25 protein-coding genes are annotated in these 25,838 nt (G+C 61.3%); 7 read left to right on the top strand and 18 right to left on the bottom strand.

Annotated features, from left to right (window positions below):
• Window positions 1-170: 170 nt before the first annotated feature.
• Genes lpdA through ABTV87_RS17735 form a run of 4 tightly spaced genes read right to left on the bottom strand, consistent with a single transcriptional unit; the run spans window position 171 to window position 5,125 of the window.
• On the bottom strand, window positions 171-1,544 hold the full coding sequence (lpdA, locus tag ABTV87_RS17750; protein ID WP_221535598.1) for a dihydrolipoyl dehydrogenase: 1,374 nt from the start codon (window positions 1,542-1,544) through the stop codon (window positions 171-173).
• A 4-nt stretch (window positions 1,545-1,548) separates the two neighbouring features.
• On the bottom strand, window positions 1,549-2,829 hold the full coding sequence (locus ABTV87_RS17745) for a dihydrolipoamide acetyltransferase family protein (RefSeq protein WP_433898035.1): 1,281 nt from the start codon (window positions 2,827-2,829) through the stop codon (window positions 1,549-1,551).
• Window positions 2,830-3,888 carry an alpha-ketoacid dehydrogenase subunit beta gene (locus ABTV87_RS17740; protein WP_003224000.1) on the bottom strand — a complete coding sequence of 353 codons (1,059 nt, stop codon included), beginning with the start codon at window positions 3,886-3,888 and terminating at the stop codon, window positions 2,830-2,832.
• 1 nt (window position 3,889) lies between these two features.
• Complete coding sequence (locus ABTV87_RS17735) at window positions 3,890-5,125, bottom strand: 3-methyl-2-oxobutanoate dehydrogenase (2-methylpropanoyl-transferring) subunit alpha (protein WP_007965287.1); 1,236 nt, start codon at window positions 5,123-5,125, stop codon at window positions 3,890-3,892.
• 185 nt (window positions 5,126-5,310) lie between these two features.
• Between ABTV87_RS17735 and bkdR the strand changes: the two genes are divergently transcribed.
• The gene (bkdR, locus tag ABTV87_RS17730; protein WP_085602691.1) at window positions 5,311-5,799 is read left to right on the top strand and encodes a Bkd operon transcriptional regulator BkdR; all 489 of its coding nucleotides are present in this window, start codon (window positions 5,311-5,313) and stop codon (window positions 5,797-5,799) included.
• 14 nt (window positions 5,800-5,813) lie between these two features.
• Here bkdR and ABTV87_RS17725 read toward each other — a convergent pair whose 3' ends face one another.
• Together ABTV87_RS17725 and ABTV87_RS17720 are read right to left on the bottom strand one after the other, a co-directional pair.
• Window positions 5,814-6,674 (bottom strand): tyrosinase family protein, encoded by an 861-nt coding sequence (locus tag ABTV87_RS17725; protein ID WP_258711959.1) that lies wholly within the window; start codon window positions 6,672-6,674, stop codon window positions 5,814-5,816.
• A 127-nt stretch (window positions 6,675-6,801) separates the two neighbouring features.
• Window positions 6,802-7,665: an MBL fold metallo-hydrolase gene (locus ABTV87_RS17720; protein WP_433898034.1), complete on the bottom strand. Its 864-nt coding sequence runs from the start codon at window positions 7,663-7,665 to the stop codon at window positions 6,802-6,804.
• Window positions 7,666-7,763: 98 nt separating this feature from the next.
• On the opposite strand from ABTV87_RS17720, the gene ABTV87_RS17715 reads away from it, so the two are divergent.
• Genes ABTV87_RS17715 through ABTV87_RS17705 form a run of 3 tightly spaced genes read left to right on the top strand, consistent with a single transcriptional unit; the run spans window position 7,764 to window position 10,195 of the window.
• Entirely contained in the window at window positions 7,764-8,102 is a 339-nt protein-coding gene (locus ABTV87_RS17715) for an ArsR/SmtB family transcription factor (RefSeq protein ID WP_007952897.1), read from the top strand.
• A gap of 38 nt (window positions 8,103-8,140) precedes the next feature.
• Window positions 8,141-9,385 (top strand): FAD-dependent oxidoreductase, encoded by a 1,245-nt coding sequence (locus ABTV87_RS17710; RefSeq protein WP_433898033.1) that lies wholly within the window; start codon window positions 8,141-8,143, stop codon window positions 9,383-9,385.
• A gap of 9 nt (window positions 9,386-9,394) precedes the next feature.
• Entirely contained in the window at window positions 9,395-10,195 is an 801-nt protein-coding gene (locus ABTV87_RS17705; RefSeq protein WP_433898032.1) for a sulfite exporter TauE/SafE family protein, read from the top strand.
• A gap of 47 nt (window positions 10,196-10,242) precedes the next feature.
• Here ABTV87_RS17705 and ABTV87_RS17700 read toward each other — a convergent pair whose 3' ends face one another.
• The 7 genes from ABTV87_RS17700 to ABTV87_RS17670 form a co-directional block, all read right to left on the bottom strand.
• The gene (locus tag ABTV87_RS17700) at window positions 10,243-11,523 is read right to left on the bottom strand and encodes a TRAP transporter large permease (protein ID WP_221535593.1); all 1,281 of its coding nucleotides are present in this window, start codon (window positions 11,521-11,523) and stop codon (window positions 10,243-10,245) included.
• Entirely contained in the window at window positions 11,523-12,050 is a 528-nt protein-coding gene (locus ABTV87_RS17695) for a TRAP transporter small permease (RefSeq protein WP_127798573.1), read from the bottom strand. The genes ABTV87_RS17700 and ABTV87_RS17695 overlap by 1 nt, the downstream gene beginning before the upstream one ends.
• Before the next feature lie 78 nt (window positions 12,051-12,128).
• Complete coding sequence (locus ABTV87_RS17690) at window positions 12,129-13,100, bottom strand: TRAP transporter substrate-binding protein (RefSeq protein ID WP_085602705.1); 972 nt, start codon at window positions 13,098-13,100, stop codon at window positions 12,129-12,131.
• A gap of 61 nt (window positions 13,101-13,161) precedes the next feature.
• Window positions 13,162-14,055, bottom strand: coding sequence for an SMP-30/gluconolactonase/LRE family protein (locus ABTV87_RS17685; RefSeq protein WP_085602707.1), 894 nt, complete (start codon window positions 14,053-14,055; stop codon window positions 13,162-13,164).
• 47 nt (window positions 14,056-14,102) lie between these two features.
• Entirely contained in the window at window positions 14,103-14,927 is an 825-nt protein-coding gene (locus ABTV87_RS17680) for an NAD-dependent epimerase/dehydratase family protein (protein WP_085602709.1), read from the bottom strand.
• Between the two features lie 149 nt (window positions 14,928-15,076).
• A complete protein-coding gene (locus ABTV87_RS17675; RefSeq protein WP_433898031.1) occupies window positions 15,077-16,372 on the bottom strand; it encodes an OprD family porin in 1,296 nt (431 codons plus the stop codon).
• A 172-nt stretch (window positions 16,373-16,544) separates the two neighbouring features.
• On the bottom strand, window positions 16,545-17,495 hold the full coding sequence (locus tag ABTV87_RS17670; RefSeq protein ID WP_433898030.1) for a polysaccharide deacetylase family protein: 951 nt from the start codon (window positions 17,493-17,495) through the stop codon (window positions 16,545-16,547).
• A gap of 196 nt (window positions 17,496-17,691) precedes the next feature.
• Here ABTV87_RS17670 and ABTV87_RS17665 point away from each other — a divergent pair, with 196 nt between their 5' ends.
• Both ABTV87_RS17665 and ABTV87_RS17660 read left to right on the top strand, forming a co-directional pair.
• A complete protein-coding gene (locus ABTV87_RS17665) occupies window positions 17,692-19,347 on the top strand; it encodes an MFS transporter (RefSeq protein WP_433898029.1) in 1,656 nt (551 codons plus the stop codon).
• Window positions 19,344-20,486: an HlyD family secretion protein gene (locus ABTV87_RS17660; protein ID WP_127798562.1), complete on the top strand. Its 1,143-nt coding sequence runs from the start codon at window positions 19,344-19,346 to the stop codon at window positions 20,484-20,486. Before ABTV87_RS17665 ends, ABTV87_RS17660 begins: the two co-directional genes overlap by 4 nt.
• A 2-nt stretch (window positions 20,487-20,488) precedes the next feature.
• Here the strand turns inward: ABTV87_RS17660 and copD are convergent, their stop codons facing one another.
• The 3 genes from copD to ABTV87_RS17645 are packed head-to-tail and all read right to left on the bottom strand — an operon-like array spanning window position 20,489 to window position 22,194.
• Window positions 20,489-21,346 (bottom strand): copper homeostasis membrane protein CopD, encoded by an 858-nt coding sequence (gene copD / locus ABTV87_RS17655; protein ID WP_433898028.1) that lies wholly within the window; start codon window positions 21,344-21,346, stop codon window positions 20,489-20,491.
• Between the two features lie 3 nt (window positions 21,347-21,349).
• Window positions 21,350-21,712 carry a copper homeostasis periplasmic binding protein CopC gene (gene copC / locus ABTV87_RS17650; RefSeq protein ID WP_108562568.1) on the bottom strand — a complete coding sequence of 121 codons (363 nt, stop codon included), beginning with the start codon at window positions 21,710-21,712 and terminating at the stop codon, window positions 21,350-21,352.
• A gap of 47 nt (window positions 21,713-21,759) precedes the next feature.
• Window positions 21,760-22,194, bottom strand: a complete 435-nt coding sequence (locus ABTV87_RS17645; RefSeq protein WP_085602722.1) for a GNAT family N-acetyltransferase — start codon at window positions 22,192-22,194, stop codon at window positions 21,760-21,762.
• Between the two features lie 146 nt (window positions 22,195-22,340).
• Here ABTV87_RS17645 and ABTV87_RS17640 point away from each other — a divergent pair, with 146 nt between their 5' ends.
• On the top strand, window positions 22,341-22,961 hold the full coding sequence (locus ABTV87_RS17640) for a TetR/AcrR family transcriptional regulator (RefSeq protein WP_007952885.1): 621 nt from the start codon (window positions 22,341-22,343) through the stop codon (window positions 22,959-22,961).
• 125 nt (window positions 22,962-23,086) lie between these two features.
• Here the strand turns inward: ABTV87_RS17640 and preA are convergent, their stop codons facing one another.
• Together preA and ABTV87_RS17630 are read right to left on the bottom strand one after the other, a co-directional pair.
• Entirely contained in the window at window positions 23,087-24,361 is a 1,275-nt protein-coding gene (preA, locus tag ABTV87_RS17635) for an NAD-dependent dihydropyrimidine dehydrogenase subunit PreA (protein ID WP_433898027.1), read from the bottom strand.
• The gene (locus ABTV87_RS17630) at window positions 24,362-25,729 is read right to left on the bottom strand and encodes an NAD(P)-dependent oxidoreductase (protein ID WP_433898026.1); all 1,368 of its coding nucleotides are present in this window, start codon (window positions 25,727-25,729) and stop codon (window positions 24,362-24,364) included. It lies immediately after the preceding gene.
• Window positions 25,730-25,838 lie beyond the last annotated feature (109 nt).

Genomic DNA, 25,838 nt, shown 5'->3' with positions numbered 1-25,838 from the left:
CAACAATACTTCATTCTTGAGCGGTTTCGCAGCCCGAAATCTCAGCCTTTGATCGTTCCCACGCTCTGCGTGGGAATGCAGTCCGGGACGCTCTGCGTCCCAACAGCCGAACGCGGAGCGTCCGTGGAGGCATTCCCACGCGGAGCGTGGGAACGATCTGCGACCGAGCGTTACAGGTGCAACGCGTGCCCAAGCGCACGCAACGCCGCTTCCTGCACCGCTTCACCCAGGGTCGGGTGCGCGTGGATGGTGCCGCCGATGTCTTCCAGTCGCGCACCCATTTCCAGGCTTTGCGCGAACGCAGTCGACAGCTCAGACACCCCGACACCCACCGCCTGCCAGCCGACAATCACATGATTGTCCCGACGAGCGACTACCCGCACGAAGCCGGTTTTCGATTCCAGCGTCATCGCCCGGCCATTGGCCGCGAACGGGAAGTTCGACACGATGCAGTCAAGTCCCGCCGCCTTGGCCTCGTCCGGGGTCTTGCCGACGACCACCAGTTCCGGGTCGGTGAAGCACACGGCAGCGATGGCGGTGGGGTTGAATTCGCGGGTCTTGCCGCTGATCAGCTCGGCAACCATTTCGCCCTGAGCCATGGCGCGGTGGGCCAGCATCGGTTCGCCGCTCAGGTCGCCGATGGCGTAGACGTTGCGCATGCTGGTCTGGCAGCGGCTGTCGATCTTGATCGCCGAGCCGTTCATGTCCAGGTTCAGCGCTTCGAGGTTCCAGCCCTGAGTGTTGGGTTTGCGACCGACGGCCACCAGCACCTGATCGGTTTCCAGGTTCAGGGTGTCGCCGTTCGGATCGCGCACCTGCAACGTACCGTCGAAGCCCAATACGCTGTGCTTCAGGTACAACTTCACGCCCAGTTGCTTTAGCGCATCGTGCACCGGTTGGGTGAGTTCGGCGTCGTAGGCCGGCAGGATCCGATCCTGCGCCTCGACCACGCTGACCTCGGCGCCGAGCTTTCGGTAGGCAATGCCCAGCTCCAGACCGATGTAACCACCGCCGACCACGATCAGACGTTTCGGTACCGACTTTGGCGCCAGCGCTTCAGTGGACGAAATGATCGGCCCGCCAATCGGCAGGATCGACAGGTTGACGCTTTTCGAACCGGTGGCCAGCACCAGGTGTTCGCACTGGATGCGGGTGTCGCCGACTTCCACGGTCTTGCCGTCGATGACCTTGGCCCAGCCATTGATGACCTGAACCTTGTGCTTCTTCAGCAACGCGGCGACGCCGGTGGTCAGGCGATCGACGATACCGTCCTTCCATTCGACGCTTTTGGTGATGTCGATGGTCGGCGCCGAAACGCTGATGCCCAGTGCCGAATGCTGGTTGTGGTGTTGAGTCTGGTGAAACTGTTCGGCCACATGAATCAGCGCTTTCGACGGAATGCAGCCGATGTTCAGGCAGGTGCCGCCCAGCGATTCGCCCTCGACCAGAATGGTCGAAATGCCCAGTTGCCCGGCGCGAATGGCCGTCACGTAACCGCCGGGGCCGCCGCCGATGATCAGCAGCGTGGTGTTCAGAGATTGCATGCCATCACTCCACAAACAGGGTCGCGGGTTGTTCGAGCAGACCACGAATGGCCTGGATGAAGAGCGCCGCGTCCATGCCGTCGACCACGCGGTGATCGAAGGAGCTGGAGAGGTTCATCATCTTGCGGATCACCACCTGGCCTTTGACGACCATCGGGCGTTCGACGATTTTGTTGACGCCGACGATCGCCACTTCCGGCAGGTTCAGCACCGGGGTGCTGACGATGCCGCCAAGGGCGCCGAGGCTGGTCAGGGTGATGGTCGAGCCGGACAGTTCATCGCGGCTGGCCTTGCCATTGCGGGCAGCGTTGGCCAGGCGGGAGATTTCTGCCGCGCTGTCCCACAGGCTGCGCGCTTCGGCGTGACGCACCACCGGCACCATCAGGCCGACATCGCTTTGGGTAGCGACGCCGACATGCACCGCGCCGAGGCGGGTGATGACCTGGGCTTCGTCGTCGTAACGGGCGTTCATTTGCGGGAAGTCGCGCAGGGCGACGACCAACGCGCGCACCAGGAACGGCAGCAAGGTGAGCTTGCCACGGCTCGCACCGTGTTTTTCATTCAGGTGGGCACGCAGTTCTTCAATCGCGGTGACGTCGATTTCTTCGACATAACTGAAGTGCGCGGCACGCTGAGTGGCGTCCTGCATGCGCTGGGCAATCTTGCGGCGCATGCCGATCACTTGAATCTGTTCTTCATCGTTGCGCTGAGCGTACGCGGCAGCGACCGGCGCCGAAGCGTTCGACTGACCCTGCGCCAGATAGGCCTCAAGGTCTTCGTGCAATACGCGACCGGCCGGGCCGGAGCCGCGCACCAGACGCAATTGAATGCCCAGGTCCAGCGCATGTTTGCGCACGGCCGGTGAGGCCAGCGGGCGCTCATCGGCTTCGCGGGCAACCAGCGGGCCCTGGCAAACGGCAGCCGCCGGACGCACTGCGGCAACAGCAGGTTTGCTTTCAACGTCAGCTTCAACTTTGGGGGCGACTGGAGTTTCTTTCGCCGCAACAGGCGCCGGTTTGTCCGACTCCTTCAGATTGCCTGCACCTTCAACCTCGATGCTGATCAGAATACTGCCGACCGCCATCACTTCACCCGGCTGACCGCCGAGTGCAATCACCTTGCCGTGGACTGGCGACGGAATGTCGACCATCGCCTTGTCGGTCATCACATCCGCCAGCACCTGATCTTCAACGACCAGATCGCCGACCTTTACGTGCCACTGCGACAGTTCTACTTCTGCGATGCCTTCGCCGATGTCCGGCATCTTGATAACGTGCGTGCCCATTCAGACCTCCATGACCCGTTTCAGCGCCGCGCCCACTCGGGACGGCCCAGGGAAATACGCCCACTCCTGCGCGTGCGGGTACGGGGTGTCCCAACCGGTGACGCGTTCGATCGGCGCTTCCAGGTGGTGGAAGCAATGCTCTTGAACCAGCGACACCAGTTCGGCGCCGAAACCGCAGGTGCGGGTGGCTTCGTGAACCACGACGCAACGACCGGTTTTCTTCACGGATTTGACGATGGTTTCCAGGTCCAGCGGCCACAGGCTGCGCAGGTCGATGACTTCAGCGTCAACGCCGCTTTCTTCGGCGGCGACTTGCGACACGTAAACGGTGGTGCCGTAGGTCAGGACGGTCACGTCCTTGCCCGGACGGGTGATCGCGGCAACGTCCAGCGGCACGGTGTAGTAACCGTCCGGCACCTGAGCTTGCGGGTGTTTCGACCACGGGGTTACCGGACGGTCGTGATGGCCGTCGAACGGGCCGTTGTACAGGCGTTTTGGCTCAAGGAAGATCACCGGGTCATCGTTTTCGATGGAGGCGATCAGCAGGCCTTTGGCGTCGTACGGGTTGGAAGGCATGACCGTGCGCAGACCGCAGACCTGAGTGAACATCGCCTCGATGCTCTGGCTGTGGGTTTGGCCGCCGTAGATGCCGCCGCCGCAAGGCATGCGCAGGGTCATCGGCGCGGTGAACTCGCCGGCCGAGCGATAACGCAGACGGGCGGCTTCGGAAATGATCTGGTCAGAGGCTGGATACACATAGTCGGCGAACTGAATCTCGGCGACCGGGCGCAAGCCATAAGCACCCATGCCCACGGCGACACCGACGATACCGCTTTCGGAGATCGGCGCGTCGAACACCCGCGAGGTACCGTACTTGGTCTGCAGGCCTTCGGTGCAACGGAACACGCCGCCGAAGTAGCCGACGTCCTGGCCGAACACCACAACGTTGTCGTCACGCTCAAGCATCACATCCATGGCCGAGCGCAGGGCCTGGATCATGGTCATGGTGGTCGTGGTCATGGCGGTTTCCAACTGAATATTGTTGTTGTGATCGTTCATGTCAGATCCCCAACTGCTGACGCTGGCGCTTCAAGTGCTCCGGCATCTCTTTGTAGACGTCTTCGAACATGGTCGCGGCGCTCGGAATCTGGCCGCCGGCGAGGGTGCCGTACTGTTCGGCCTGTTTCTGTGCGGCGATCACTTCGGCTTCGAGCTCGGCGCTGACAGCGGCGTGCTCTTCTTCCGACCAGTGGCCGACCTTGATCAGGTGCTGTTTCAGGCGGGCAATCGGGTCGCCCAGCGGGAAGTGGCTCCAGTCGTCGGCGGGACGGTATTTGGAAGGATCGTCGGAGGTCGAGTGCGGGCCGGCGCGGTAGGTGACCCATTCGATCATGGTCGGGCCGAGGCCACGGCGGGCGCGTTCGGCAGCCCAGGCGGAGGCGGCGTAGACCGCGTAGAAGTCGTTGCCGTCAACCCGAAGCGAAGCGATGCCGCAACCGACGCCGCGTCCGGCGAAGGTAGTGGCTTCACCACCGGCGATAGCCTGGAAGGTCGAGATCGCCCACTGGTTGTTGACCACGTTGAGGATCACCGGCGCACGGTAAACGTGAGCGAAGGTGAGGGCGGTGTGGAAGTCCGATTCGGCGGTGGCACCGTCGCCGATCCAGGCCGAGGCGATTTTGGTGTCGCCCTTGATCGCCGAGGCCATGCCCCAGCCCACGCCCTGAATGAACTGAGTGGCGAGGTTGCCGGAAATGGTGAAGAAGCCCGCGTCCTTGACCGAGTACATGATCGGCAACTGACGGCCCTTGAGCGGATCGCGCTCGTTGGACAGCAGCTGGCAGATCAGGTCGACCAATGGCACGTCACGAGCCATCAGGATGCTTTGCTGGCGGTAGGTCGGGAAGCACATGTCGTCGATGTTCAAGGCCAGGGCCTGGGCGCTGCCGATGGCTTCCTCGCCAAGGCTCTGCATGTAGAACGACATTTTTTTCTGACGCTGGGCGACCACCATGCGGTTGTCGTAGATCCGGGTCTTGAGCATGGCACGCATGCCTTTGCGCAGGATCTCGACCGGCACGTTTTCGGCCCATGGGCCGAGCGCGTTGCCCTGGTCGTCAAGCACGCGGATCAGGCCACGGGCCAGGTCGGCGGTGTCGGCGGGTTCTACGTCGATGGAAGGTTTGCGCACCGTGCCGGCATCGGTCAGATGCAGGTAGGAGAAATCGGTTTTGCAGCCTGGGCGGCCCGAGGGTTCAGGGACGTGCAGACGCAGCGGTTCATACGCTTGGGTCATGGCTTCTACGCTCGATCTTGTGAATTTCTTGTAGTGAGCTGGCAGTCATTCTTCGATAAAAGAAATCTTGTCCTACAACAATCATAGGCCCGGGCAAGAAGAATATTTCTCTCTGTTTCGTTGCGCTGAAGATCATTTGCAGATAGAAATTCTGCATAAACATAAAAAGCAGGTGGTTTTGTCTCATGCGCAAACTGGACCGTACCGACATCGGCATTCTCAACAGCCTTCAGGAGAACGCGCGCATCACCAACGCCGACCTGGCCCGTTCGGTCAATCTGTCGCCGACGCCGTGCTTCAACCGGGTCAAGGCGATGGAAGAACTGGGGCTGATCCGCGAGCAGGTAACCCTGCTGGACGCCGACCTGCTGGGGTTGCACGTCAACGTGTTCATCCACGTCAGTCTCGAGAAGCAGGTAGAGGAAGCGCTGCAGCATTTCGAGGAGGCCATTTCCGACCGTCCTGAAGTCATGGAGTGCTACCTGATGGCCGGCGACCCGGATTATCTGATCCGGGTGCTGGTGCCGACCATTCAGGCGCTCGAACGCTTCATGATGGACTTTCTGACCAAAGTCCCCGGCGTGGCGAACATCCGGTCAAGCTTTGCGCTCAAGCAGGTGCGCTACAAGACGGCGTTGCCGTTGCCAGCGAATGGCCTGATCCTCGGGAGCTGAGTGCTCAGCCCTGATCAGAGATCGGCATAGCCGTAATCCAGACTTGCCGTGTTCAAGGTCTGTTCGACCCTGAAAGGCTGCAGCCAGGGCGCAGGCTCGTTGTCCGGGCTGAACATCAGCGTTGAGCCGAGCATCCCGTGCGGTGCGTTCTCGGGAAACGCGATCACCGGTTCTGTCGGGTGGTTGCGTTTCCAGCGCTCCCAGAGATAGTCGAGATAGCAGTGATGCAGGAAGAACACAGGGTCGTTGGGGGAGGCCGCTTCTCTCATGTTGCCTCCAATCCAGGCATGGACACCGTTGTGCATTGTTTCCATGAGGTTTTCCCATCCGGCCGGTTCGGACCAATACGGCGTTCTGTTCAACACGGACTCGACGTCCTGCGCAGAGGGCAGCGGCGGGGCATCGGCTCCGAAGTTGCGCCGCAAGCCGGCGTCACCCGTCTCACCGTCCCAGACCTTTATGCCGAATAAACGACGCTGAAAGGCAAACGGCCCAATAGTGACCCGCTGGTTTTGCGCCGGGTCGCCATCTCTGCCCATGAAGTCGTCGGTAAAGGGGTCGTCCGCACCACTCATGCTCCAGTTCCAGTACGGCAGCGTGATGGTCGGGTTGTTTGCGGCGGCTTGCAGTTCCAGCTCGAACTGGCGAATCAGGATGCGGTGCCAAGGGAAAAACAAGGGGGTTCCATGAGGGTTGGGAAAGATCGGGTTGCCTCGCCCCATGGAATTCTTGTGGATTTGTACAAAGTCGTCGTAGCGACTTTGCTGGCCAGGGCGCAGAACGCTGGGACTCTGGTTTTTCAGTATCAGAATGGCATTTACGAAGGCGTGCTTCTGTTCCGGCGTCAGGTCGCGATGGTTACGGCGAATATCCATATTGCCAAATCTCCATGAGTTGATTACCCCATGAAGTCTGCCTGTCGGCCGAGATTACGCCCAGTTCACGGGATCCGACGTGACAGGTACGAATACCCTTGTTTCCGGTCCCCTCAATGATTTTTTCTTACACAGCGTTGATCGGAATCTTCAGGTAGACAACGCCATTGCCTTCCGCCGGCGGTAAATTTCCCGCCCGCACGTTGACCTGAATCGCCGGCAGCAACAGCGTCGGCATGCCCAGCCCTGCATCGCGCTTGGTGCGCATCTCGACAAACGCGGCTTCATCGACGCCGTCATGCACGTGGATATTGCTTTTACGTTGTTCACCCACGGTGGTCTGGCACTGCGAGTCGCGACCTTGCGGCGGGTAGTCGTGGCAGACGTAGAGCTTCACGCTGGCAGGGAAGGCCAGCAATTTGTGAATCGAGTTGAACAGTTGATGCGCGTTGCCGCCGGGGAAGTCGCAGCGGGCGGTGCCGACGTCGGGCATGAACAGCGTGTCGCCGACCAGAATCTGTTCGCCGTCGATCAAATAGGCCATGTCCGCCGGGGTGTGACCGGGGACGTGCAGGGCGGTGGCCTTGAGATTGCCGATCCGGAACGACTCGTTCGGCGCGAACAGATGATCGAACTGCGAGCCGTCGACGCGAAATTCCGGTTCCAGGTTGAACAGCGCCTTGAACACGTTCTGCACTTTGCTGATCGACTCGCCAATCGCGATTTTCCCGCCCAGTTCTCGACGCAGATAGGGTGCGGCGGACAAATGATCGGCATGGGCGTGAGTTTCCAGCAGCCACTGCACTTGCAGGTTATGAGCCCGCACGAAGGCGATGATCTTGTCCGCCTGAGCCGTGCAGGTGCGGCCGGCGGCACCGTCGTAATCAAGCACCGGATCGACGATTGCGCACTGCCCGCCGTCGGCCTCGTAGACCACATAGCTGTAGGTCGAAGAGGCGGGGTCGAGGAAAGCTTCAATCAGCGCGGGCATGGACGCGGTCCTGTGCAGGAAGGTGAAAAGTCAGGTTGCAACACTTTATGTAAACACATAATGTCCGCAGCTTAAGTGACGTTGAAGGCATCCTGCAAATGCAATCCAGTCTGACCGAATGTGAAGTCGCCCAACTGCGCGCCTCGGCCTCCAAGGCCTGTTCGCTGCTCAAGGCATTGGCCAACGAAGATCGATTGTTGATCCTGTGCCAGTTGACCCAGGGCGAGCGCAACGTTGGCGAGCTGGAGAAAATGACCGGCGTGCGTCAGCCGACCCTGTCCCAGCAACTGGGCATCCTGCGCGATGAAGGGCTGGTCGCGACCCGTCGTGAAGGCAAGTACATTTTTTACGGTCTCGCCAGTCACGAAGTGATCCAGGTGATGAAAACCCTTTCCGGACTCTACTGCGGAGCCGTGCTCAAAAGCTGGGCGCAATAGACCCGGCTATCCTTGCGTGCAGCCATAAGGAACAAACAATGAACGATCAACACTGGGGCCCATCCATCAGTGCGGACATCGTGGTCATCGGCGGTGGCACTGCCGGCATCGGTTTTGTCGCGAGTCTGCTCAAGCGCGATCCCGGCCTGAAAATCACGGTGATCGAGCCGAGCACCCTGCATTACTACCAGCCGGCGTGGACGCTGGTCGGCGGTGGCGCCTTTGATGCCAAAGACACCGCCCGACCGATGAACAAAGTGATGCCGCGTCAGGCCACCTGGATTCAGGCAGCCGTGACCGGCATCGACCCCAACCAGCGCCGTCTCACCCTCAACGATCAACGCACCGTCACCTATCAGAACCTGATCGTCTGCCCCGGCCTGCGCCTGGCGTGGGAGAAGATCGAAGGCTTGCAGGAAAGCCTCGGTCAGCACGGCGTCACTTCCAACTACAGCTATCAGCACGCGCAATACACCTGGGATCAGGTGCAGAAACTGCGCGGCGGCAAAGCCCTGTTCACCCAGCCGCCGATCCCGATCAAGTGCGCCGGCGCGCCGCAAAAGGCGTTGTATCTTTCCTGCGATCACTGGCTCAAGCGCAACGTGCTGAGCAAGGTTGACGTCGAGTTCAATCTGGCCGGTGCCGCGCTGTTCGGCGTCCCGACCTTCGTGCCGCCGCTGATGAAGTACATCGAAAAATACAACGCGCGGCTAGCGTTCAATTCCAATCTGGTGAAGGTCGATGGCCCGGCGAAAACCGCCTGGTTCGACGTCAAGGATGCGGACGGCAATGTCACCCGACAGGCCAAGACTTTCGATCTGCTGCACGTCGTCCCGCCGCAGGTTTCACCGGATTTTATCGCGCAGAGTCCGCTGGCCGACGCCGCCGGATGGTGCGAGGTCAACCCGCACACCCTGCAACACCCGCGCTATCCCGAAGTGTTTGCCCTGGGCGATATCTGCGGCACCACCAATGCGAAAACCGCCGCGGCAGTGCGCAAGCAGGTCGTGGTGGTGGCGGAAAACCTGCTGGCGGTGCGCAAGGAGCTGGCGCTGCCGCTGAAGTACGACGGCTACGGTTCCTGCCCGCTGACGGTGGAGAAGGGCAAGGTGATTCTCGCCGAGTTCGGCTATGGCGGAAAACTGCTGCCGACCTTTCCCCTCGACCCAACCGTGCCGCGCCGTTCCGCGTGGTGGCTGAAGGCGACGCTGCTGCCGTGGTTCTACTGGAACGGCATGCTCAAGGGCCGCGAATGGCTGACAAGCCTGTCCAGGGTCGACTGAGAACACTCTATGTTGCTGGCAAGTCTGTTTGGCGTGGTGATGGGATTGATCCTCGGTCTGACCGGGGCCGGCGGCGGGATTCTCGCGGTGCCGGCGCTAGTGCTCGGGCTGGGCTGGACGATGACGCAAGCGGCTCCGGTGGCGTTGTTCGCCGTTGGCAGCGCAGCGGCGGTCGGTGCGATCGACGGTCTGCGCCATGGTCTGGTGCGTTATCGCGCGGCGCTGTTGATCGCGGCGCTCGGCGCGGTGTTTTCGCCGGTGGGCATCTACTTCGCCCATCAGTTGCCGGAAAAGGTTTTGATGATCCTGTTCAGCCTGCTGATGGTGATGGTGGCGTGGCGCATGCTGCGCCGTGAACGCCAGCAAGAAGGACCGAGCGACCATGGCCACGCCAGCTGGGGCCAGAAGAACTGCATGCTCAATGAACAGACGGGTCGTTTCGACTGGACCGCCAAATGCACCGCGACCCTCGCGGCACTGGGCGCGGTCACCGGTGTGGTGTCCGGGTTGCTGGGGGTGGGTGGCGGGTTCCTGATCGTGCCGGCGTTCAAGCAACTGACCGACGTGCAGATGCGCGGCATCATCGCCACGTCCTTGATGGTCATCAGCCTGATTTCCGCCATCGGCGTGATTGGTGCGTTTCATGCCGGAGTGCGCATCGACCATCTGGGCGCGTCGTTCATCGTCGCCAGCATCGTCGGCATGGTTATCGGCCGCAAACTCTGTGCGCGAGTACCGGCGAGGACGTTGCAGGTGGGGTTTGCCAGCGTATGTCTGGTGGTCGCCGCATACATGTTGCTGCGGGCGTGAGACAAGATCTGTGGCGAGGACCTGGCGCCCTCGCCACAGCGTTAGCGTTACAACACCAGATGCGGTAACCACAGCGACAGCGCCGGAACGTAGGTCACCAGCATCAGCACCAGGAACAGCACGGCGTAGAACGGCAGCAGCGCCTTCACCGTGCTTTCGATACTGACCTTGCCCACCGCCGAACCCACGAACAGCACGGCTCCTACGGGCGGCGTTATCAGGCCGATACCGAGGTTGACCAGCATGATCATGCCGAACTGCACCGGGTCGACACCGATACCGAGAATCACCGGCATCAGGATCGGCGTGAGGATCAGGATCAGCGGCGCCATGTCCATCACGGTGCCGAGCAACAGCAGCATGACGTTGATGCACATCAGGATCACGTAGCGGTTGTCGGACAGGGTCAGGAACAGCGTGGTGATCTTCGCCGGGATCTGCATCAGGGTCATGATGTAGCCGAAACTGGCGGCGAAGCCGATCAGGATCATCACGATGGAAATGGTGCGCACCGTGCGGTGCATCAGTTTCGGCAGTTCACTCCACTTGTAGTCGCGGTAGATGAACATGGTGACGAAAAACGCCCACAACACGGCGATGGCCGCCGACTCGGTGGCCGTGAAGATCCCCGAGAGAATGCCGCCGAGAATGATCACCATCGCCATCAGCCCCCACAGCGCTTCACCGCAGATCTTCAGGGCTTCACGCAGCGGGATCACTTCGCCCTTGGGATAGTCGCGTTTACGCGCAAAAATCAGGCACAACACCATCAGGCACGCGCTCATCAGCAGACCCGGCACCACGCCGGCCATGAACAGTGAAGCAATCGAAACGGTGCCACCGGCGGCCAGCGAGTAGAGCACCGAGTTGTGGCTCGGTGGAGTCAGCAGAGCCTGCACCGAACCACTGACGGTCACCGCTGTAGAGAATTCCCGAGGGTAGCCCTTGCGCTCCATTTCCGGGATCAGCACCGAACCTACCGACGCGGTATCGGCCACCGACGAGCCGGAAATCGCGCCGAAAAAGGTCGAGGCCATGATGTTGACCAACGACAGCCCGCCCCGCACGAACCCCACCAGGACCCCGGCGAACGCCACCAGCCGTCGCGACATGCCGCCCTCGGCCATGATTGCGCCGGCGAGCACGAAGAACGGAATCGCCAGCAGCGAGAATTTGTTCACCCCGCCCGCGACCTGGATCATCAAGGCCTGAAACGGGATGTCGATCCACCATGCGCCGATCAGCGCCGACAGCCCGAGCGCGTAGGCAACCGGCATGCCGATCAGGATCAGTGCGATAAAACTGCCCAGCAGAATCAATGCGTCCATCAGGCAGCCCCTTCGTTTTCTTCAACCAGGTCGAACCGCACCACGCGGCGATTGCTTTGATCGCCGAGCAAGAGTTTTTCCAACACGAAAATCAGCGTCAGCGCACCACCCACCGGGATCGGCATGTAGGTGATGCCGACCCGCAATGTCGGCAGGGCGCTCATGAACTGGTTCCACGTCGACAGGCACAGCTTGGTGCCCCAGATGGTCATGAACAGGCAGATGGTGCCCATGAGCACTTGCGAAACGATGCTCATGGTGCGGCGCATATTCGGTTGCAGGCGATCGGTGACCATCGCTACCGCCATGTGCGCGCCGGCGCGATAGCTGGCGGCGGCCCCGATGAAGGTGAAGACCATCATCAGCAGGATGGCGGTGGGCTCCGGCCAGCTTGAGCCGGTGCCGAGGACGTAACGGGCGAACACGCCCCAGGGAATGATCAGGGAAATGGTCAGCACCGACAGACCGGCGACCCAGATGCAGGCCATGTAGATCCGGTCATTGATGCGCAGCAGCAAATTCTTCATCGGGTTCCACCGTAACCGGGCAGGCGTGAGCGTCGAGCGACGCCAGTGCTGCCGGGCCTTGTATTGAGGGCAGGGAGGTTACTGAACGGCTTCGATGCGCTTGATCAGGTCGACGTAGGGCGCGCCGTATTTTTCGCGGATCGAAGCGGTGGCCTCGTAGAAGGGTTTCTTGTCGACGGTGATGAACTCGACGCCGGCAGCCTTGAGTTTCTCTTCACTGCTGGCCGACTTGGCATCCCACAAGGTGCGCTCCTGGGCCTGCGCAGCCTTGGCGGCTTTTTTCACCAGCGTCTGCTGATCGGGGCTGAGTTTTTCCCAGGTGATTTTCGACATCACGATGGGCTCGGGCAGGATCAGGTGCCCGGTCAAACTGTAGAACTTGGCGTTCTGGTAATGGTTGTGTTCGAGCAGGGTCGGCGGATTGTTTTCCGCGCCGTCGATGACGCCGGTCTGCAGGGCGCTGAAGATTTCGCCGGTGTCCATGGCAATACCGTTGCCGCCCATGGCGTTGATGGTTTCGATGAACATCGGGTTGCCCTGCACGCGGATTTTCATGCCCTTGAGGTCTTCGAGGCTGCGCACCGGTTTCTTGGTGTAGATGTTGCGCGTGCCGCCATCCATCCACGCCAGCGCCACGAGGTTGAATTCGGAGTTAGTGATCTTGTCGAGGATTTCGTCACCGATTTCACCGTCGATGATCTTGCGCATGTGCGCCTGATCACGGAACACGAACGGCATGTTGAATACGTTCACGTCCGGCACCACCGGCCCGACGATCCCGAGGCTGACGCGGGCCATCTGGATGGCGCCGACCTGGGCCTGTTCGACCACTTCCTTTTCCGAGCCGAGTACACCGCCGGGGAACATCTTGAAGGTCAGCTTGCCGTCACTTTCGGCAACCAGGGTTTTGCCCAACTGTTCTTCAGCGACCACGGTCGGATAACCGGCGGGGTGGATGTCGGCGAATTTGATTTCCAGCGCCTGAGCGGCGCTGCCGAGGGTGAGCGCGAGGGGGAGAGCGGCGGCGAGCAACGTGCGTTTGAAGTCCATGAGGGGGTTCTCCAGTCTTGTTATTTTTTTGTTCAAGGCACAGCAATGCAGCAAGGACGGGTTACAGCAGATCGTCGAACATTGGCTCCGGCAGGCCTTTGACGCCGGGGTTGAGGGCGAACACACCGCCGGCAAGGGACTGCGGATCCTGGTCGTCGCCGGGGCGGATCGAGGTCACGAACAAGGTGTCCATCCGGCTGCCGCCGAAAGCGCACATGGTGGGTTTTTTCACCGGTACCGGCAGCGAGAGGTCGAGCCGACCGTCGGGGGTGAAGCGATGGATCAGGCCGACATCGTTGGCGCAGATCCAGTAACAGCCATCGGCATCCACGGCAGCACCGTCGGGGCGGCCGTAAAAATGGTTCATGTCCACGAACACCCGGCGGTTGGAGGGTGTGCCTGTCTCGGTGTCGTAATCGAAAGCCCAGATCAGTTGGACCTTCGGGTGCGAGTCCGACAGGTACATGGTTTTGCCGTCCGGGCTGAAGCCCAGACCGTTGGGCACGATGAAGCCATCAAGCTGTGCCTCGATCACGCCTGTTTGCCCGGCACCGTAACGATAGAGCCGGCCCTCGGGCAGATTCAGGCCCATGTTCAGCACCATGCTGCCGGCCCAGAACCGACCCTGGCGGTCGCAGCGGCCGTCGTTCAGACGCATGTCCTGGCGGTTGTGTTCCACGGTCGCGAGCAGGTCGCTGTCGAGGCTGCCATCGCCATTCGGTTGTAAATGAAAGAACCCGCTCTCCATCCCGGCAACCCAACCGCCCTTGCTGTGGCGGGCGATGCAGGCAAGCATTTCGGGAGTCTTCCAGGCATGAATGTGGCCAGTGTCGGCGCTCCAGCGCTGCAGGCCGCCGTTGGGGATATCGACCCAGTACAAGGCGTTTTCCTGTGGCACCCACACCGGACTTTCACCCACCGCGTTGCGGGCGTCGACGATCAATTCGGCTTGCATACTCATTCCCTTGGTGTGTTCTTTTGGCGACGGATCAAACGCAGCGATCAATCGCCGAACGGGCCGGCCGCAACGAAGGCGCCGCCCTGATAGATACGCGCCGGGTCATCGCTGGCGGGCATTGGCTGCGCCTCGACCTTGTCGCGAAACACTTCGGACGTATCTCTGGCCTCGAAACCGAGGTGGCTGGCGAAGCGGTTGTCCCACCACACGTCCTTGTTGGCGGACATGCCGTAGACCACGGTGTGTCCGACATTCGGCGTGTACAGCGACTGTTCGAGCAATTGGGTGAGGTCGTCGAAGCTCAGCCACGTGTGCATCATTCGGCGGTTCTGCGGTTCGGGAAACGACGAGCCGATGCGGATGCTGACGGTTTCGATGCCATATCGATCGAAGTAGAAACTGGCCATGTCTTCGCCATAGGACTTGGACAGACCGTAGTAGCCGTCGGGGCGTCGAGCGGAGCTGGCGTCGAGGTGTTCGTCCTGTTTGTAGAAGCCGATGACATGGTTGGAGCTGGCGAAGATCACTCGCTTCACACCGTGTCGGCGTGCCGCTTCATAGATATGGAATACGCCGCAGATGTTGGCGCCGAGGATTTCTTCGAAGGGGCGCTCCACCGAGACGCCGCCAAAGTGCAGGATTGCATCTACGCCTTCGACCAGTTGATGCACGGCGGTTTTGTCGGCGAGGTCGCAGATGACGATTTCTTCGCGATCATCGATGGCCGGGGCGAGGGCGGCGATGTCCGACAGGCGCAGCACATTGGCATAGGGGCGCAGACGTTCACGCAAGACTTTGCCCAGGCCACCGGCGGCGCCGGTCAGCAGCAGGCGATTGAACGGAGTTGGGGTGGTGGGGGTGGACGTCATGGCAATCCCTTACGCGTTGTTATTAGGTTTGTTGTAGGTTGTCGTATGACTGCGCTGAAGTATCGGTAGGGTTTCCGGAACTTGTCAACGCGACTTTCGGTGTAAGTGACGGAAGGCCGATTTACCCTCCGTTCAGCCCATGCCAGGGTTTACAACAACGAAATCGGGTAACTGATGAAGATCCGGTTCTCATCAAATTCATTGGTGCTGAAGTCCCGGCGAATCGTCGCGTTGCGCCATCTGACGTTGAGGTTTTTCAACGGCCCGCTTTGCACGGTGTAGGCCAGCTCCGATTCACGACCCCACTCCTTGCCATCGGTGATTGTGCCGGTGTGTACGTTGTCACCGCTGATGTAGCGGTTCATCAGCGTCAGCCCGGGGACGCCGAGGACCACGAAGTTGTAGTCGTGGCGGATCTGCCAGGAACGCTCCTGCGCGTTGTCGTAACTGGCGTTGTAGCTGTCGTTGGCAAGGGTGCCGCCGCTGGTGCCGTTGACGCGCATCCAGGCATCGTCGCCACTGAGTTTTTGCAGGCCGATGTAGAACGTGTTGCCTCCGTACCGGGCCGAGAGCATGGCGAAAGCGGTTTTGTTGTCGAGGTCGCCGGCCTGGGCGCTGCCATCTTCCTTGCCGGTGAAGAAACCGAGGTTGGCGCCCAGCGTCCAGTCGCCCAGTGGCTGGCTGTGGCTGATGTTGAAGTACTGCTGTTGGTAGATGTCGCTGAGTTCGGCGTACCACAGACCGACAAGCGTGCGTTTGTCGTTGAAGGTGTATTCGCCGCCGCCGAAGTTGAAACGGTCGGAGGTGAATGCGCCTCGGCCGTTCATCGACATGTCTTCCATGCTGGCATCGTTGCGCGGGCTGTTGCCACGGAACTGGCCACCGTAAAGGGTCAAACCATTGATTTCGGTAGAGGTGATCTGGCCGCCGCGAAACGTCTGGGGCAGGGAGCGGCCATCATCCGAGCGCAGGATCGGCAACACCGGCATCCACTCGCCGACCTTCAATTCGGTCTTCGACACCTTGGCCTTGAGCGCCACGCCCAGGCGCCCGAAATTGTCCGCCGGGCGCCCGTCATCGTGGATCGGCAACAGCTGAGTACCGCCCGTGCCTTTGCCTCCATCGAGCTTTTGCGAGTACAGCCCCAGTACGTCCAGGCCAAAGCCGACAGTGCCCTGGGTGAAACCTGATTTGGCGTCGAGGATGAAGTTCTGCGTCCACTCTTCAGCCTTGCCCTGCGGGTAATTCGGGTTGACGAAGTTGCGATTGAAGTAGGCATTGCGCAGGTTCAGGGTGGCTTTGCTGTCTTCGATGAAGCCCTCGGCATCGGCGCTCATCGGCAAGACGAGAGCGAGACTGCTGCAGCCGATCAGGCCCAGGGTGGAACGCGGGCGGGAGGCAGAAAAACGGGACGTGCGGACGGAATTGCAGACGAGTGTGCTCACGGTAACGCTCCCTGTTTCATTTCTTGTTTTTATTAGTTGTTATACGTCGTCGTACAACATGGTTGCGGATAGTTGCGATGTTTTCCGCAAAAGTCAACAGCCAGTTTTGCGATCACATTTCGTGAGCTGGCAGCCCTTTCAGATGCTATGAAGAGGGCTGCTTTCGGCGGTTTTACCGGTTATAGAGCGCCTCGGTGTTGTCGATCAGCGGGTTTTTCTCGGTCAGGACGATCTGGGCAATCTTGTCCTTGCGCATGAATGTCACCTTCGGATGAGATTGCGCATAACGGATAAAACGCTCCATGGCCTCGACCATCGCCGGGGTGCCGCCGATGCGGTCGTGCAGACTCACCGACATCATCCGCCGCTTGCTCGCGCCTTCGGCGTAGAGGCGATCGAATTCCAGCACCAGTTGCTGGTAGAACTGCTCCGCGGAGAAGTGTCGGCCCTCGACCAGCACGATGTCGTTGTTGCGCAGGGTGTACGGCACCACGGCGAATTTTCGCCCGCGAACCATGGTCACGAACGGCTCATCGCGGCTGACGTCGTCGATGTGGTAGGTGAAATTCAGATCCTGCAGCACCTTCAACGTATTGGGACTGCGCCGCAGCCAGTTGGCGTTGTAGCCGACCGAGCGCTGGCCGGTGATTTTCTCCACCGCTGCGACGCCGTCGCCTATGAACTGCTTTTCCTGGGCGTAATTCATGTTGTACGAATCGGCCCAGCGCATGCCGTGGGCCGCCAGTTCATGGCCGCGCTCGGCAATCGCCTTGGCCAGTTCCGGGTGCTTGAGCGCCGCTTCGCCGACCACGTGGGAGGTGACTTTGATGCCAATGCGATCCCACAGATCGAGCATGCGCCACAGGCCTTCCTTGTAGCCGTAATCGAACCAGGTCTGCGCCGGCAGGTCCGGATAACCTTTTGCCAGCGGTGTGCCGGAGAACGGGCTTTCAGCGCCCTCGGGCTGGCCGCCGGTTTCGAATTGCATCGACACCGAAATCACCAGTTGCGAGCCGTCCGGCCACGGGCGTTCCTGGGCGAAGGCGAGGGCGGGCAGCAACAGTGCGGCGGCCAGCAGGTTTTTCAGCAGACGCGGGGAGCGTTGCCAACGGGGAGTGGTCATATCGGGCACCTTGCAGGTTGAGAAGTGCTGCAAGGTTGGCATTCGCCAGGCCCGGGAAAAATCCGCTGCGGGCGAGATGACTTTTAAACAAAATTTACGAATCCACCCCAAACCCCTGTGAGCAGGCAGCCACAGGGATATGGGTTTGGCTACCGTTTTGCGGCACACTCAAGCCATCACCGTACAAGGCCGATCAATGAACCAATACGCCCCGCGCAACTGGCAGCCGCACGAGAAGCCCAGTCTGCCCGGTTCCCCCTCGACGCCGCTGCACTCCAACCCCAAGCGCCTGGCCTATGCGCTGGTCGGGTTGCTGGTGGCGTTGACCGGTGGCTTGGGCAATTCGTTGGTGGTTGCCAACCTGCCTTACCTGCAAGGCGCGCTCGGGGCGACCACGGCGGAGATGGCCTGGCTGCCGGCAGCGTACGTGATGACCAACGTATCGATGAACCTGCTGCTGGTGAAGTTTCGCCAGCAGTTCGGCTTGCGGGCGTTCACCGAGGTGTTTCTGGTGCTGTATGCGCTGGTGACCTTTGGCCATCTGTTCGTCAATGACCTGAATTCGGCGATCGCCGTGCGTGCGGCCCACGGCATGGTCGGCGCGGCGTTGAGTTCGCTGGGCCTGTATTACATGGTGCAGGCGTTCCCGGCCAAATGGCGGATGAAGGCGCTGGTGCTGGGCCTCGGCACCTCGCAGTTGGCCTTGCCGCTGGCGCGGCTGTTTTCCGAAGACCTGTTGCAGATCGCCGAATGGCGCGGCCTGTACCTGTTCGAATTGGGCATGGCACTGCTGTCACTGGGCTGCGTCTTGATGCTCAAGTTGCCGCCGGGTGACCGGTTCAAGACCTTCGAACCGCTCGACTTCCTTACCTTCGCGATCCTTGCCAGTGGCGTGGCCCTGCTGTGCGCCGTGTTGTCCCTCGGCCGGATCGACTGGTGGCTGGAAGCAGACTGGATCGGCATCGCCCTGGCCGCGTCGATTGTCCTGATTCTCGCGGGGCTGGCCATCGAACATAACCGCAGCAACCCGATGCTGATGACCCGCTGGCTCGGTAGCGGGGTGATGATCCGTCTGGCGCTGGCGGTGATCCTGATTCGCATGGTGACCTCGGAGCAATCCACCGGCGCCGTCGGCTTCATGCAAAACCTGAACATGAGCAGCCAGCAGCTTCATAGCTTGTACGTGGTGATGCTGATCGGCAGCGTCGCCGGGCTGCTGACCAGTGCGCTGACCATCGACCCGAAACACCTGCTGATGCCGCTGATCATTTCGCTGGCGTTGATGGCCACCGGCTCGATCATGGACAGCTCATCGAACAACCTGACCCGCCCCGGCAACCTGTATTTCAGCCAGTTCCTGCTGGCGTTCGGCAGTACCTTTTTCCTCGGCCCGACCATGGTGCTGGGCACGCGCAACGTGCTGACCAACCCGCGCAACCTCGTGAGTTTTTCGGTGTTGTTCGGGATCTGCAACAACCTCGGCGGCCTGATTGGTGCGGCGTTGCTGGGGACGTTTCAGATCGTGCGCGAGAAGTTTCATTCCAGCCACATCGTCGAGCAACTGGTGCTGTCCGATCCGCGTGTCGCCGCCCGGGTGCAGAGCGGCGGGTCGGCGGTCGGTTCCCTGATCGCCGACCCGAGCCTGCGCAACCTGCAAGGCATTCGCAGCCTGGCCAACGCCGCGACCCGCGAGGCCAACGTACTGGCCTATAACGATGTGTTCATGCTGATCGCGGTGATCGCGATCCTGACCATGATCTGGATTTCCATCCGTGCGCTGTGGCTGATCAGCACCACCCGAGCCGTCGCCCCGACACCTTCCGTACCTTCCAGCGGTGCCACTTCTTCATGACCGAACCGACTACCACGACCACCAATGCCATCGCCGCCACCCCTGAAGGTGTGGCGCCGCCGTCATCACCGAACACCGAGCCGCGCTCGTTGCGGGTGCGGATCATCTCGTCGCTGGGCTTCGCCGCGATTGCCATCGTCGGTGTGCTGATCGTGTTGTACGCCTGGCAGTTGCCGCCGTTCAGCAGCGCGGTCGAGACCACAGAAAACGCCCTGGTGCGCGGGCAGGTGACGATCATCGGCCCGCAGCTTAGTGGCTATGTGTTTGAAGTGCCGGTGCAGGATTTCCAGTTCGTGAAGGAAGGCGATTTGCTGGTGCGTCTTGATGATCGTATCTATCAGCAACGCCTCGACCAGTCGCTGGCACAACTGGCGGTGCAGAAAGCTTCACTGGCCAACGTCGTGCAGCAACGCAACAGCGCCGAAGCCACGATCAAGCTGCGGCAGGCGGTGGTGGCCGACAGCGAAGCGCAGCTGCGTAAAAGCGAGGCGGATCTGCGACGCAACAAGGCGCTGGTCAATGACGGTTCCGTGTCCAAGCGCGAGATGGACGTGGCGCTGGCCGCCAACGCCCAAAGCATTGCAGCGGTGGCGCAGGCCAAGGCCAATCTGGAAATCGCCCGGCAGGATCTGCAAACGGTGATCGTCAATCGCGGTTCGCTGGAGGCGGCGGTGGCCAGTGCCGAGGCGGCGGTGCAGCTGGCGCGGATCGACTTGTCCAACACCCGGATCATCGCCCCGCGTGACGGTCAGCTCGGGCAGATCGGCGTGCGCCTCGGCGCCTACGTCAACTCCGGGGCGCAGTTGATGGCGCTGGTGCCGAACCAGAAATGGGTAATCGCCAACCTCAAGGAAACCCAGATGGACAATGTGCGCGTCGGGCAACCGGCGAGCTTCACCGTCGATGGCTTGAACCACCGCAAATTCACCGGCCACGTGCAGCACATCTCGCCGGGCACCGGTTCCGAATTCGCGTTGTTGCAGGCCGACAACGCCACCGGCAACTTCGTGAAAATCGCCCAGCGGGTACCGGTGCGCATCACCATCGATCCGGATCAGCAGGAGAGCGAGCGCTTGCGGCCGGGGATGTCGGTGGTGGTCAGCATTGATACGGCGGCAGGTGACACCCAGAAACACTGACCTCAGGCGGCGATCATCGGCGGCAAGGTGCCGAGCACCGAAACCGCCGCCACGGCGCCGATCCCCAGCAGCCATTCGAGCATGACGCTGCGCTTGAGGGTGTCGATCCGCTGTTCGCAATCGTTGATCCGCAGGCGATTGAACAGCGCCAGTGCAAGCATGCCGAACACCAGCAGCGCCTTGATCAACAGGATCAGGGCGAACCCCGAGAACAGCGGCGTCGGCCACCATTGGCCGGTGAGCACGCGCACGTTGATCAGCCCGGTGATCAGCAGGCCGGCGACCAGCCCGTAGCCGAGACCGCTGAACCGCTGCAGCACTTCACGCACCTTTTCGCCGGACTGGCGCAGGATCAAAACCAGCATCAGCAGCCCACCAAGCCACGCTCCGACGCAAGTCAGGTGTATCACTTGATTGAGGATCAACATCTGCCCACTGAAACCGTCGAGCATCGCGCCGTGACCGACCGGTGCCAGTGTCATCAGCAGCAGTGCGCTCAGGCCCAGCCGCAATGGCCGGTTCGAACGCCACGGCGTAAACAGCAACGCCAGCAACAGCGCATTGATCAACAGATGCCAGCGCCAGACCTGACCGAAAAACGTATGACCGAGAACCAGCTCGACGGTGGCCGGATCAAACGCGGCAGCCGCCGAACCGGCCATGCTGGCGGTAATCAACAACGCCCAGGTGACGCCGCTGGCCAGGGCAATCGCCGCCAGCCAGCGAGCCAGTCGCGCGAGGTGCCGATCCAGCGCCGGCGCTTCACCCTTGAGCAGCAAGGGGCGGAACAGCCAGGCCCCGAACAGCATCAACACCACGATGAAATGCAGGAACCGGCACAGCACCAGCGCTTCACTCATGAATTATTGGCCAACCTTGAACTGATAGGCGCCTTCGCTCTTGTGCGTGTCGACCGACACCGCGTGCCATTCGACCTTGTACTCGCCTGCAGTCAGCGGTGCTTCGGGGGTGACGATCAGGGTTTTCTTGTCGCCTTCGGTGGTCAACGGTTTGACCGCCACCGGCTTGCCGTCGTGGGTCACGGTGACTTTGGTGAAGCTGGCTTCGACGCCTTCGGAAAACACCAGACGCAGATCTGCCGGCGCGGCAACGGTGCTGTCGGCTGCCGGGGTCTGACTTTTCAGATGCGCGTGGGCGAACGCCTGGGAAGTGACGACCAGCGAAGCCAGCAGCGCGCCAGCGGTGAACAGTTTTTTCATCGACATGGAAAGATTCCTTTCAGTGAAATGGCGGGCTGAGTATAGAACGTGGATCACAGGGCTTTCAGGCGCATGTGAATGACCGGAAACGGCCGGCCTTCGCCGTCGAGCGCCGAGCGGCCGATGTCTTCGAATCCGTAGTGCCGGTAGAAGCCGTGGGCTTGCGGATTCTGTTCGTTGACGTCGACCTTCAGTAGTGGGCGGCGGACGTGGTCGAGCAAGCGTCGGCCGATGCCCTGGCCACGAAACGCCGGGTCGATGAACAGCATCTGCACGGTGTCATCGTCGGTAGCGATGAAGCCTGCCGGGGAGTGATCGGGGTTCTCGAAAACCTGCACGTCCAGGGCGGGCAGGTAGGTGTCACGCACCAGCGGGAACAGCCGATGGATGTCGTCTTCCGGGAGGAAGTCGTGGGTGGCACGCACCGAGCGCTCCCACAATGCGGCGAGCTGCGGATCATCCGCAGCGATGCGCTTTCGAATGGTCATGGACAGATCCTTCAGTGTCTGACGGGGAGAAGGAGGGCGATCCTAAACCAGAAAAAAGCCCAAGTGTGTGAAGAATCGTTCTCGGCTGTCGCCCCTTGCCCAGAGCGGATGCTAGTCTTCAACAACGTTGTCTTCAGGGAGCCCTCATGGGCAATCACAAGATCGAAATCCGCCGCACCAACGTCGACAAGATCCTGCTGGCGGCGGAAAAAGTCTTCGCCGAAAAAGGTTTCGGCGGCACCGCCATGGCCGACATTGCCGCTGAAGTGCAGCTGCCGCGATCCAACCTGCATTACTACTTTTCGACCAAGAGCGAGCTGTACAGCGCGGTGCTGTTCGACCTGCTGGAAGTGTGGAAGCAGGACGCGCTGTGCTTCGAGATGTTCGACGATCCGCGCGTGGTGCTCAGCAGCTACATCCGCGCCAAGATGAACCACTCGCGCAGCCGGCCGTATGGCTCGAAAGTCTGGGCCAACGAAATCATCCATGGCGCGCCGACCCTTGGCGAGGCGCTGGATGTCAGCCTGTATGACTGGGCGAAGATGAAGGAGGCGAAGATCCGGCAGTGGGTGGAGGACAAGCGGATTCTGCCGGTGGAGCCGTCGAGTTTGTTGTACATGATCTGGGCGTCGACGCAGCACTATGCCGACTTCGATCATCAGGTGAATATTTTGAATGAGCACCAGCCGTTGTCGGACATGCAATTCGAGCGGGCGGTGCAGACGGTGACTAGCGTGATTTTGCGGGGGATAGGGTTGGAGCCGTAACTGATCGTTCCCACGCTCTGCGTGGGAACGCCTCAAGGGACGCTCCGCGTTCCAGTGGGACGCAGAGCGTCCCGGGCTGCATTCCCACGCGGACGGTTCGACGCCTCGACTTGGGAACGATCAATCTAGACAGCAACGTGATACGGATTCCTCGGATCATGATTCCAGTCCAGAAACGGCTTGCCCGTCTCCATCGGCACCATCTCGATGCAATCCGCTACCGGACAAGTGATCTGGCACAGATTGCACCCCACACACTCATCATCGATCACTTCATATTGATGCGTGCCATCGGCCTGTTTCAGGCTGCTGATCGCCTGGTGTGAGGTGTCCTCGCAGGCAATGTGGCAACGCCCGCAACCAATACACGCCTCCTGGTCGATCTTCGCGATCACCTGATAGTTGATGTCCAGGTACTTCCAGTCCGTGGTGTTACCCACCGCGCGCCCGGAAAAATCGGCGATGCTGGTGTAACCCTGACTGTCCATCCACCGCGACAAGCCATCCTTCATCTCATCGACAATCCGGAAACCATGCAGCATCGCCGCCGTGCACACCTGCACCGCGCCGCTGCCCAAAGCGATGAACTCCGCTGCATCGCGCCAACTGCCAATGCCGCCAATGCCGCAGATCGGCAGGCCCTGGGTCTGCGGGTCACGAGCGATTTCCGCAACCATGTTCAGCGCGATCGGCTTGACCGCCGAGCCGCAATAACCGCCGTGGGTGCTTTTGCTGCCGACGGTGGGCAGGGCGACCATGTGTTCGAGGTCGACGCTGGTGATCGAGTTGATGGTGTTGATCAGCGACACCGCATCGGCGCCGCCCCGGTGTGCGGCGCGGGCGGCGACGCGGATGTCGGTGATGTTCGGTGTCAGCTTGACGATCACCGGCAGCGAGCAATAGGTCTTGCACCAGCGCGTGACCTGCTCGACGTACTCCGGCACCTGACCGACCGCCGCGCCCATGCCGCGCTCGGGCATGCCGTGGGGGCAGCCGAAATTCAACTCGATGCCGTCAGCGCCGGTGGCTTCCACCAGCGGCAGGATGTGTTTCCACGACTCTTCTACGCACGGCACCATCAGCGACACGATCAGCGCGCGATCCGGCCAGTCCTTCTTCACCTGAGTGATTTCCCGCAGGTTGATTTCCAGCGATCGGTCGGTGATCAGTTCGATGTTGTTGATGCCCAGCACTTCGCGGTTGTTGCCGTAATGCGCCGAGTAGCGCGACGACACGTTGACCGCCGCCGGGTCTTCACCCAGGGTTTTCCAGACCACGCCGCCCCAGCCGGCCTCGAAGGCGCGCACCACGTTGTAGGCCTTGTCGGTCGGCGGCGCGGAGGCCAGCCAGAACGGATTGGGGGCTTTGATACCGGCGAAGACAATCGAGAGATCGGCCATTTACGCAGCCTCCACATTGAGCATCAGTTGAGCGTTGATCGCCTCGGCGGCGCGCTTGCCGTGTTGCACCGCTTGCACGGTCAGGTCCTGATCGAGGCTGGTGCAGTCACCGCCGGCATACACGCCGGGGATGCTGGTGCGCAGGTTTTCATCGACCTGAATCCGTTCGCCCTGATGCTTGAGTTCGCGGGCCAGCGGGTCGGCGAGGGCACTGCCGTCGAAGGCCTGGCCGATGGCTTTGAAGATCGCATCGGCGGCCAGCTCGAACGTTTCGCCAGTGGTTTGCAGGCGACCGTCCACCAGATGCGTGCGGGCGAAGCGCATGCCGCGCACTTTGCCTTGAGCGTCGAGCAGCACTTCGTCCGGTTGCGCCCAGGTCAGCAGCCGCACCTGATTGGCCTTGGCGATGTCCTGTTCATGGCCGGTTGCGCCCATGTCCGCCGCGCCACGGCGATAGACCAGATTGACGTCACGGGCGCCGAGGCGAGCCATTTGCACGGCCATGTCGATGGCGGTGTTGCCGGCGCCAAGGACGATGCAATGTTCGGCCAGCGGCAGTTGCGACAGGTCATCGGCCTGGCGCAGTTCGCGGATGTAGTCGGTGGCGGCGAGCAGGCCGGGCGCGTCTTCGTGGGCCAGGCCGAGTTGCTTGCTGGCGTTCAGGCCGAGGCCGAGGAACACCGCGTCGAACTGTTGATGCAGTTCGCTGAGGGTAAGATTTTCACCGAGTTTCTGGCCGTGACGGATTTCGATGCCGCCGATTTGCAGGAGAAAATCCAGTTCCTTCTGTGCGTAGTCGTCGACCAGTTTGTACTTGGCGATCCCGTATTCGTTGAGCCCGCCGGCCTTCTCCCGCGCTTCGAAAATCACCACGTCGTGACCGTGCATGGCGCTGCGATGGGCACAGGACAAACCCGCCGGACCAGCCCCGACCACTGCGATGCGTTTGCCGGTAGCGGCGGCGCGCTGGAACGGGTGCTCGGTGAAATGCGCGTTGTCCACGGCGTAACGTTGCAGCAGGCCGATCAGCACCGGCGCGCATTCGTGGGCGTTGTTGCGCACGCAGGCTTGTTGGCAGAGGATTTCGGTCGGACAGACCCGCGCGCAACTGCCGCCGAGGATGTTCGCCGAGAGGATTTTCTGAGCCGCGCCGGGCACGTTGTCCTGATGGATATTGCGGATGAACGACGGAATGTCGATCTCGCTCGGGCACGCATTCACGCACGGCGCGTCGTAGCAATACAGGCAGCGCGAGGCTTCCAGATGCGCCTGACGGTCGTTGAGCGGCGGCGCCAGATCGGTGAAATGGCCGGCGAGGGCGGCCGCACTTTCGTGCGGGTGCGGGAGATGGTTCAGGGTCTCGATCACGGTTTTTTGCCTCACGGTTATTTGAGGTTTTCTGCCTCTGTCGGGCAGTGGTTTTTTGATCGTTCCCACGTCGAGGCGTCGAACCGTCCGCGTGGGAATGCCTCAAGGG

Source organism: Pseudomonas sp. PSE1(2024), from assembly GCF_050990555.1.
Lineage (GTDB): Bacteria > Pseudomonadota > Gammaproteobacteria > Pseudomonadales > Pseudomonadaceae > Aquipseudomonas > Aquipseudomonas aphyarum.
The sequence above is the reverse complement of the archived record's forward strand: the minus strand, read 5'-3'. Positions and strand labels throughout refer to the sequence as shown.

Coding starts and splice junctions, on each gene's coding strand:
- lpdA (WP_221535598.1), bottom strand. CDS start 1,544: ATGCAATCTCTGAACACCACGCTGCTGATCATCGGCGGCGGCCCCGGC.
- ABTV87_RS17745 (WP_433898035.1), bottom strand. CDS start 2,829: ATGGGCACGCACGTTATCAAGATGCCGGACATCGGCGAAGGCATCGCA.
- ABTV87_RS17740 (WP_003224000.1), bottom strand. CDS start 3,888: ATGAACGATCACAACAACAATATTCAGTTGGAAACCGCCATGACCACG.
- ABTV87_RS17735 (WP_007965287.1), bottom strand. CDS start 5,125: ATGACCCAAGCGTATGAACCGCTGCGTCTGCACGTCCCTGAACCCTCG.
- bkdR (WP_085602691.1), top strand. CDS start 5,311: ATGCGCAAACTGGACCGTACCGACATCGGCATTCTCAACAGCCTTCAG.
- ABTV87_RS17725 (WP_258711959.1), bottom strand. CDS start 6,674: ATGGATATTCGCCGTAACCATCGCGACCTGACGCCGGAACAGAAGCAC.
- ABTV87_RS17720 (WP_433898034.1), bottom strand. CDS start 7,665: ATGCCCGCGCTGATTGAAGCTTTCCTCGACCCCGCCTCTTCGACCTAC.
- ABTV87_RS17715 (WP_007952897.1), top strand. CDS start 7,764: ATGCAATCCAGTCTGACCGAATGTGAAGTCGCCCAACTGCGCGCCTCG.
- ABTV87_RS17710 (WP_433898033.1), top strand. CDS start 8,141: ATGAACGATCAACACTGGGGCCCATCCATCAGTGCGGACATCGTGGTC.
- ABTV87_RS17705 (WP_433898032.1), top strand. CDS start 9,395: ATGTTGCTGGCAAGTCTGTTTGGCGTGGTGATGGGATTGATCCTCGGT.
- ABTV87_RS17700 (WP_221535593.1), bottom strand. CDS start 11,523: ATGGACGCATTGATTCTGCTGGGCAGTTTTATCGCACTGATCCTGATC.
- ABTV87_RS17695 (WP_127798573.1), bottom strand. CDS start 12,050: ATGAAGAATTTGCTGCTGCGCATCAATGACCGGATCTACATGGCCTGC.
- ABTV87_RS17690 (WP_085602705.1), bottom strand. CDS start 13,100: ATGGACTTCAAACGCACGTTGCTCGCCGCCGCTCTCCCCCTCGCGCTC.
- ABTV87_RS17685 (WP_085602707.1), bottom strand. CDS start 14,055: ATGCAAGCCGAATTGATCGTCGACGCCCGCAACGCGGTGGGTGAAAGT.
- ABTV87_RS17680 (WP_085602709.1), bottom strand. CDS start 14,927: ATGACGTCCACCCCCACCACCCCAACTCCGTTCAATCGCCTGCTGCTG.
- ABTV87_RS17670 (WP_433898030.1), bottom strand. CDS start 17,495: ATGACCACTCCCCGTTGGCAACGCTCCCCGCGTCTGCTGAAAAACCTG.
- ABTV87_RS17665 (WP_433898029.1), top strand. CDS start 17,692: ATGAACCAATACGCCCCGCGCAACTGGCAGCCGCACGAGAAGCCCAGT.
- ABTV87_RS17660 (WP_127798562.1), top strand. CDS start 19,344: ATGACCGAACCGACTACCACGACCACCAATGCCATCGCCGCCACCCCT.
- copD (WP_433898028.1), bottom strand. CDS start 21,346: ATGAGTGAAGCGCTGGTGCTGTGCCGGTTCCTGCATTTCATCGTGGTG.
- copC (WP_108562568.1), bottom strand. CDS start 21,712: ATGTCGATGAAAAAACTGTTCACCGCTGGCGCGCTGCTGGCTTCGCTG.
- ABTV87_RS17645 (WP_085602722.1), bottom strand. CDS start 22,194: ATGACCATTCGAAAGCGCATCGCTGCGGATGATCCGCAGCTCGCCGCA.
- ABTV87_RS17640 (WP_007952885.1), top strand. CDS start 22,341: ATGGGCAATCACAAGATCGAAATCCGCCGCACCAACGTCGACAAGATC.
- preA (WP_433898027.1), bottom strand. CDS start 24,361: ATGGCCGATCTCTCGATTGTCTTCGCCGGTATCAAAGCCCCCAATCCG.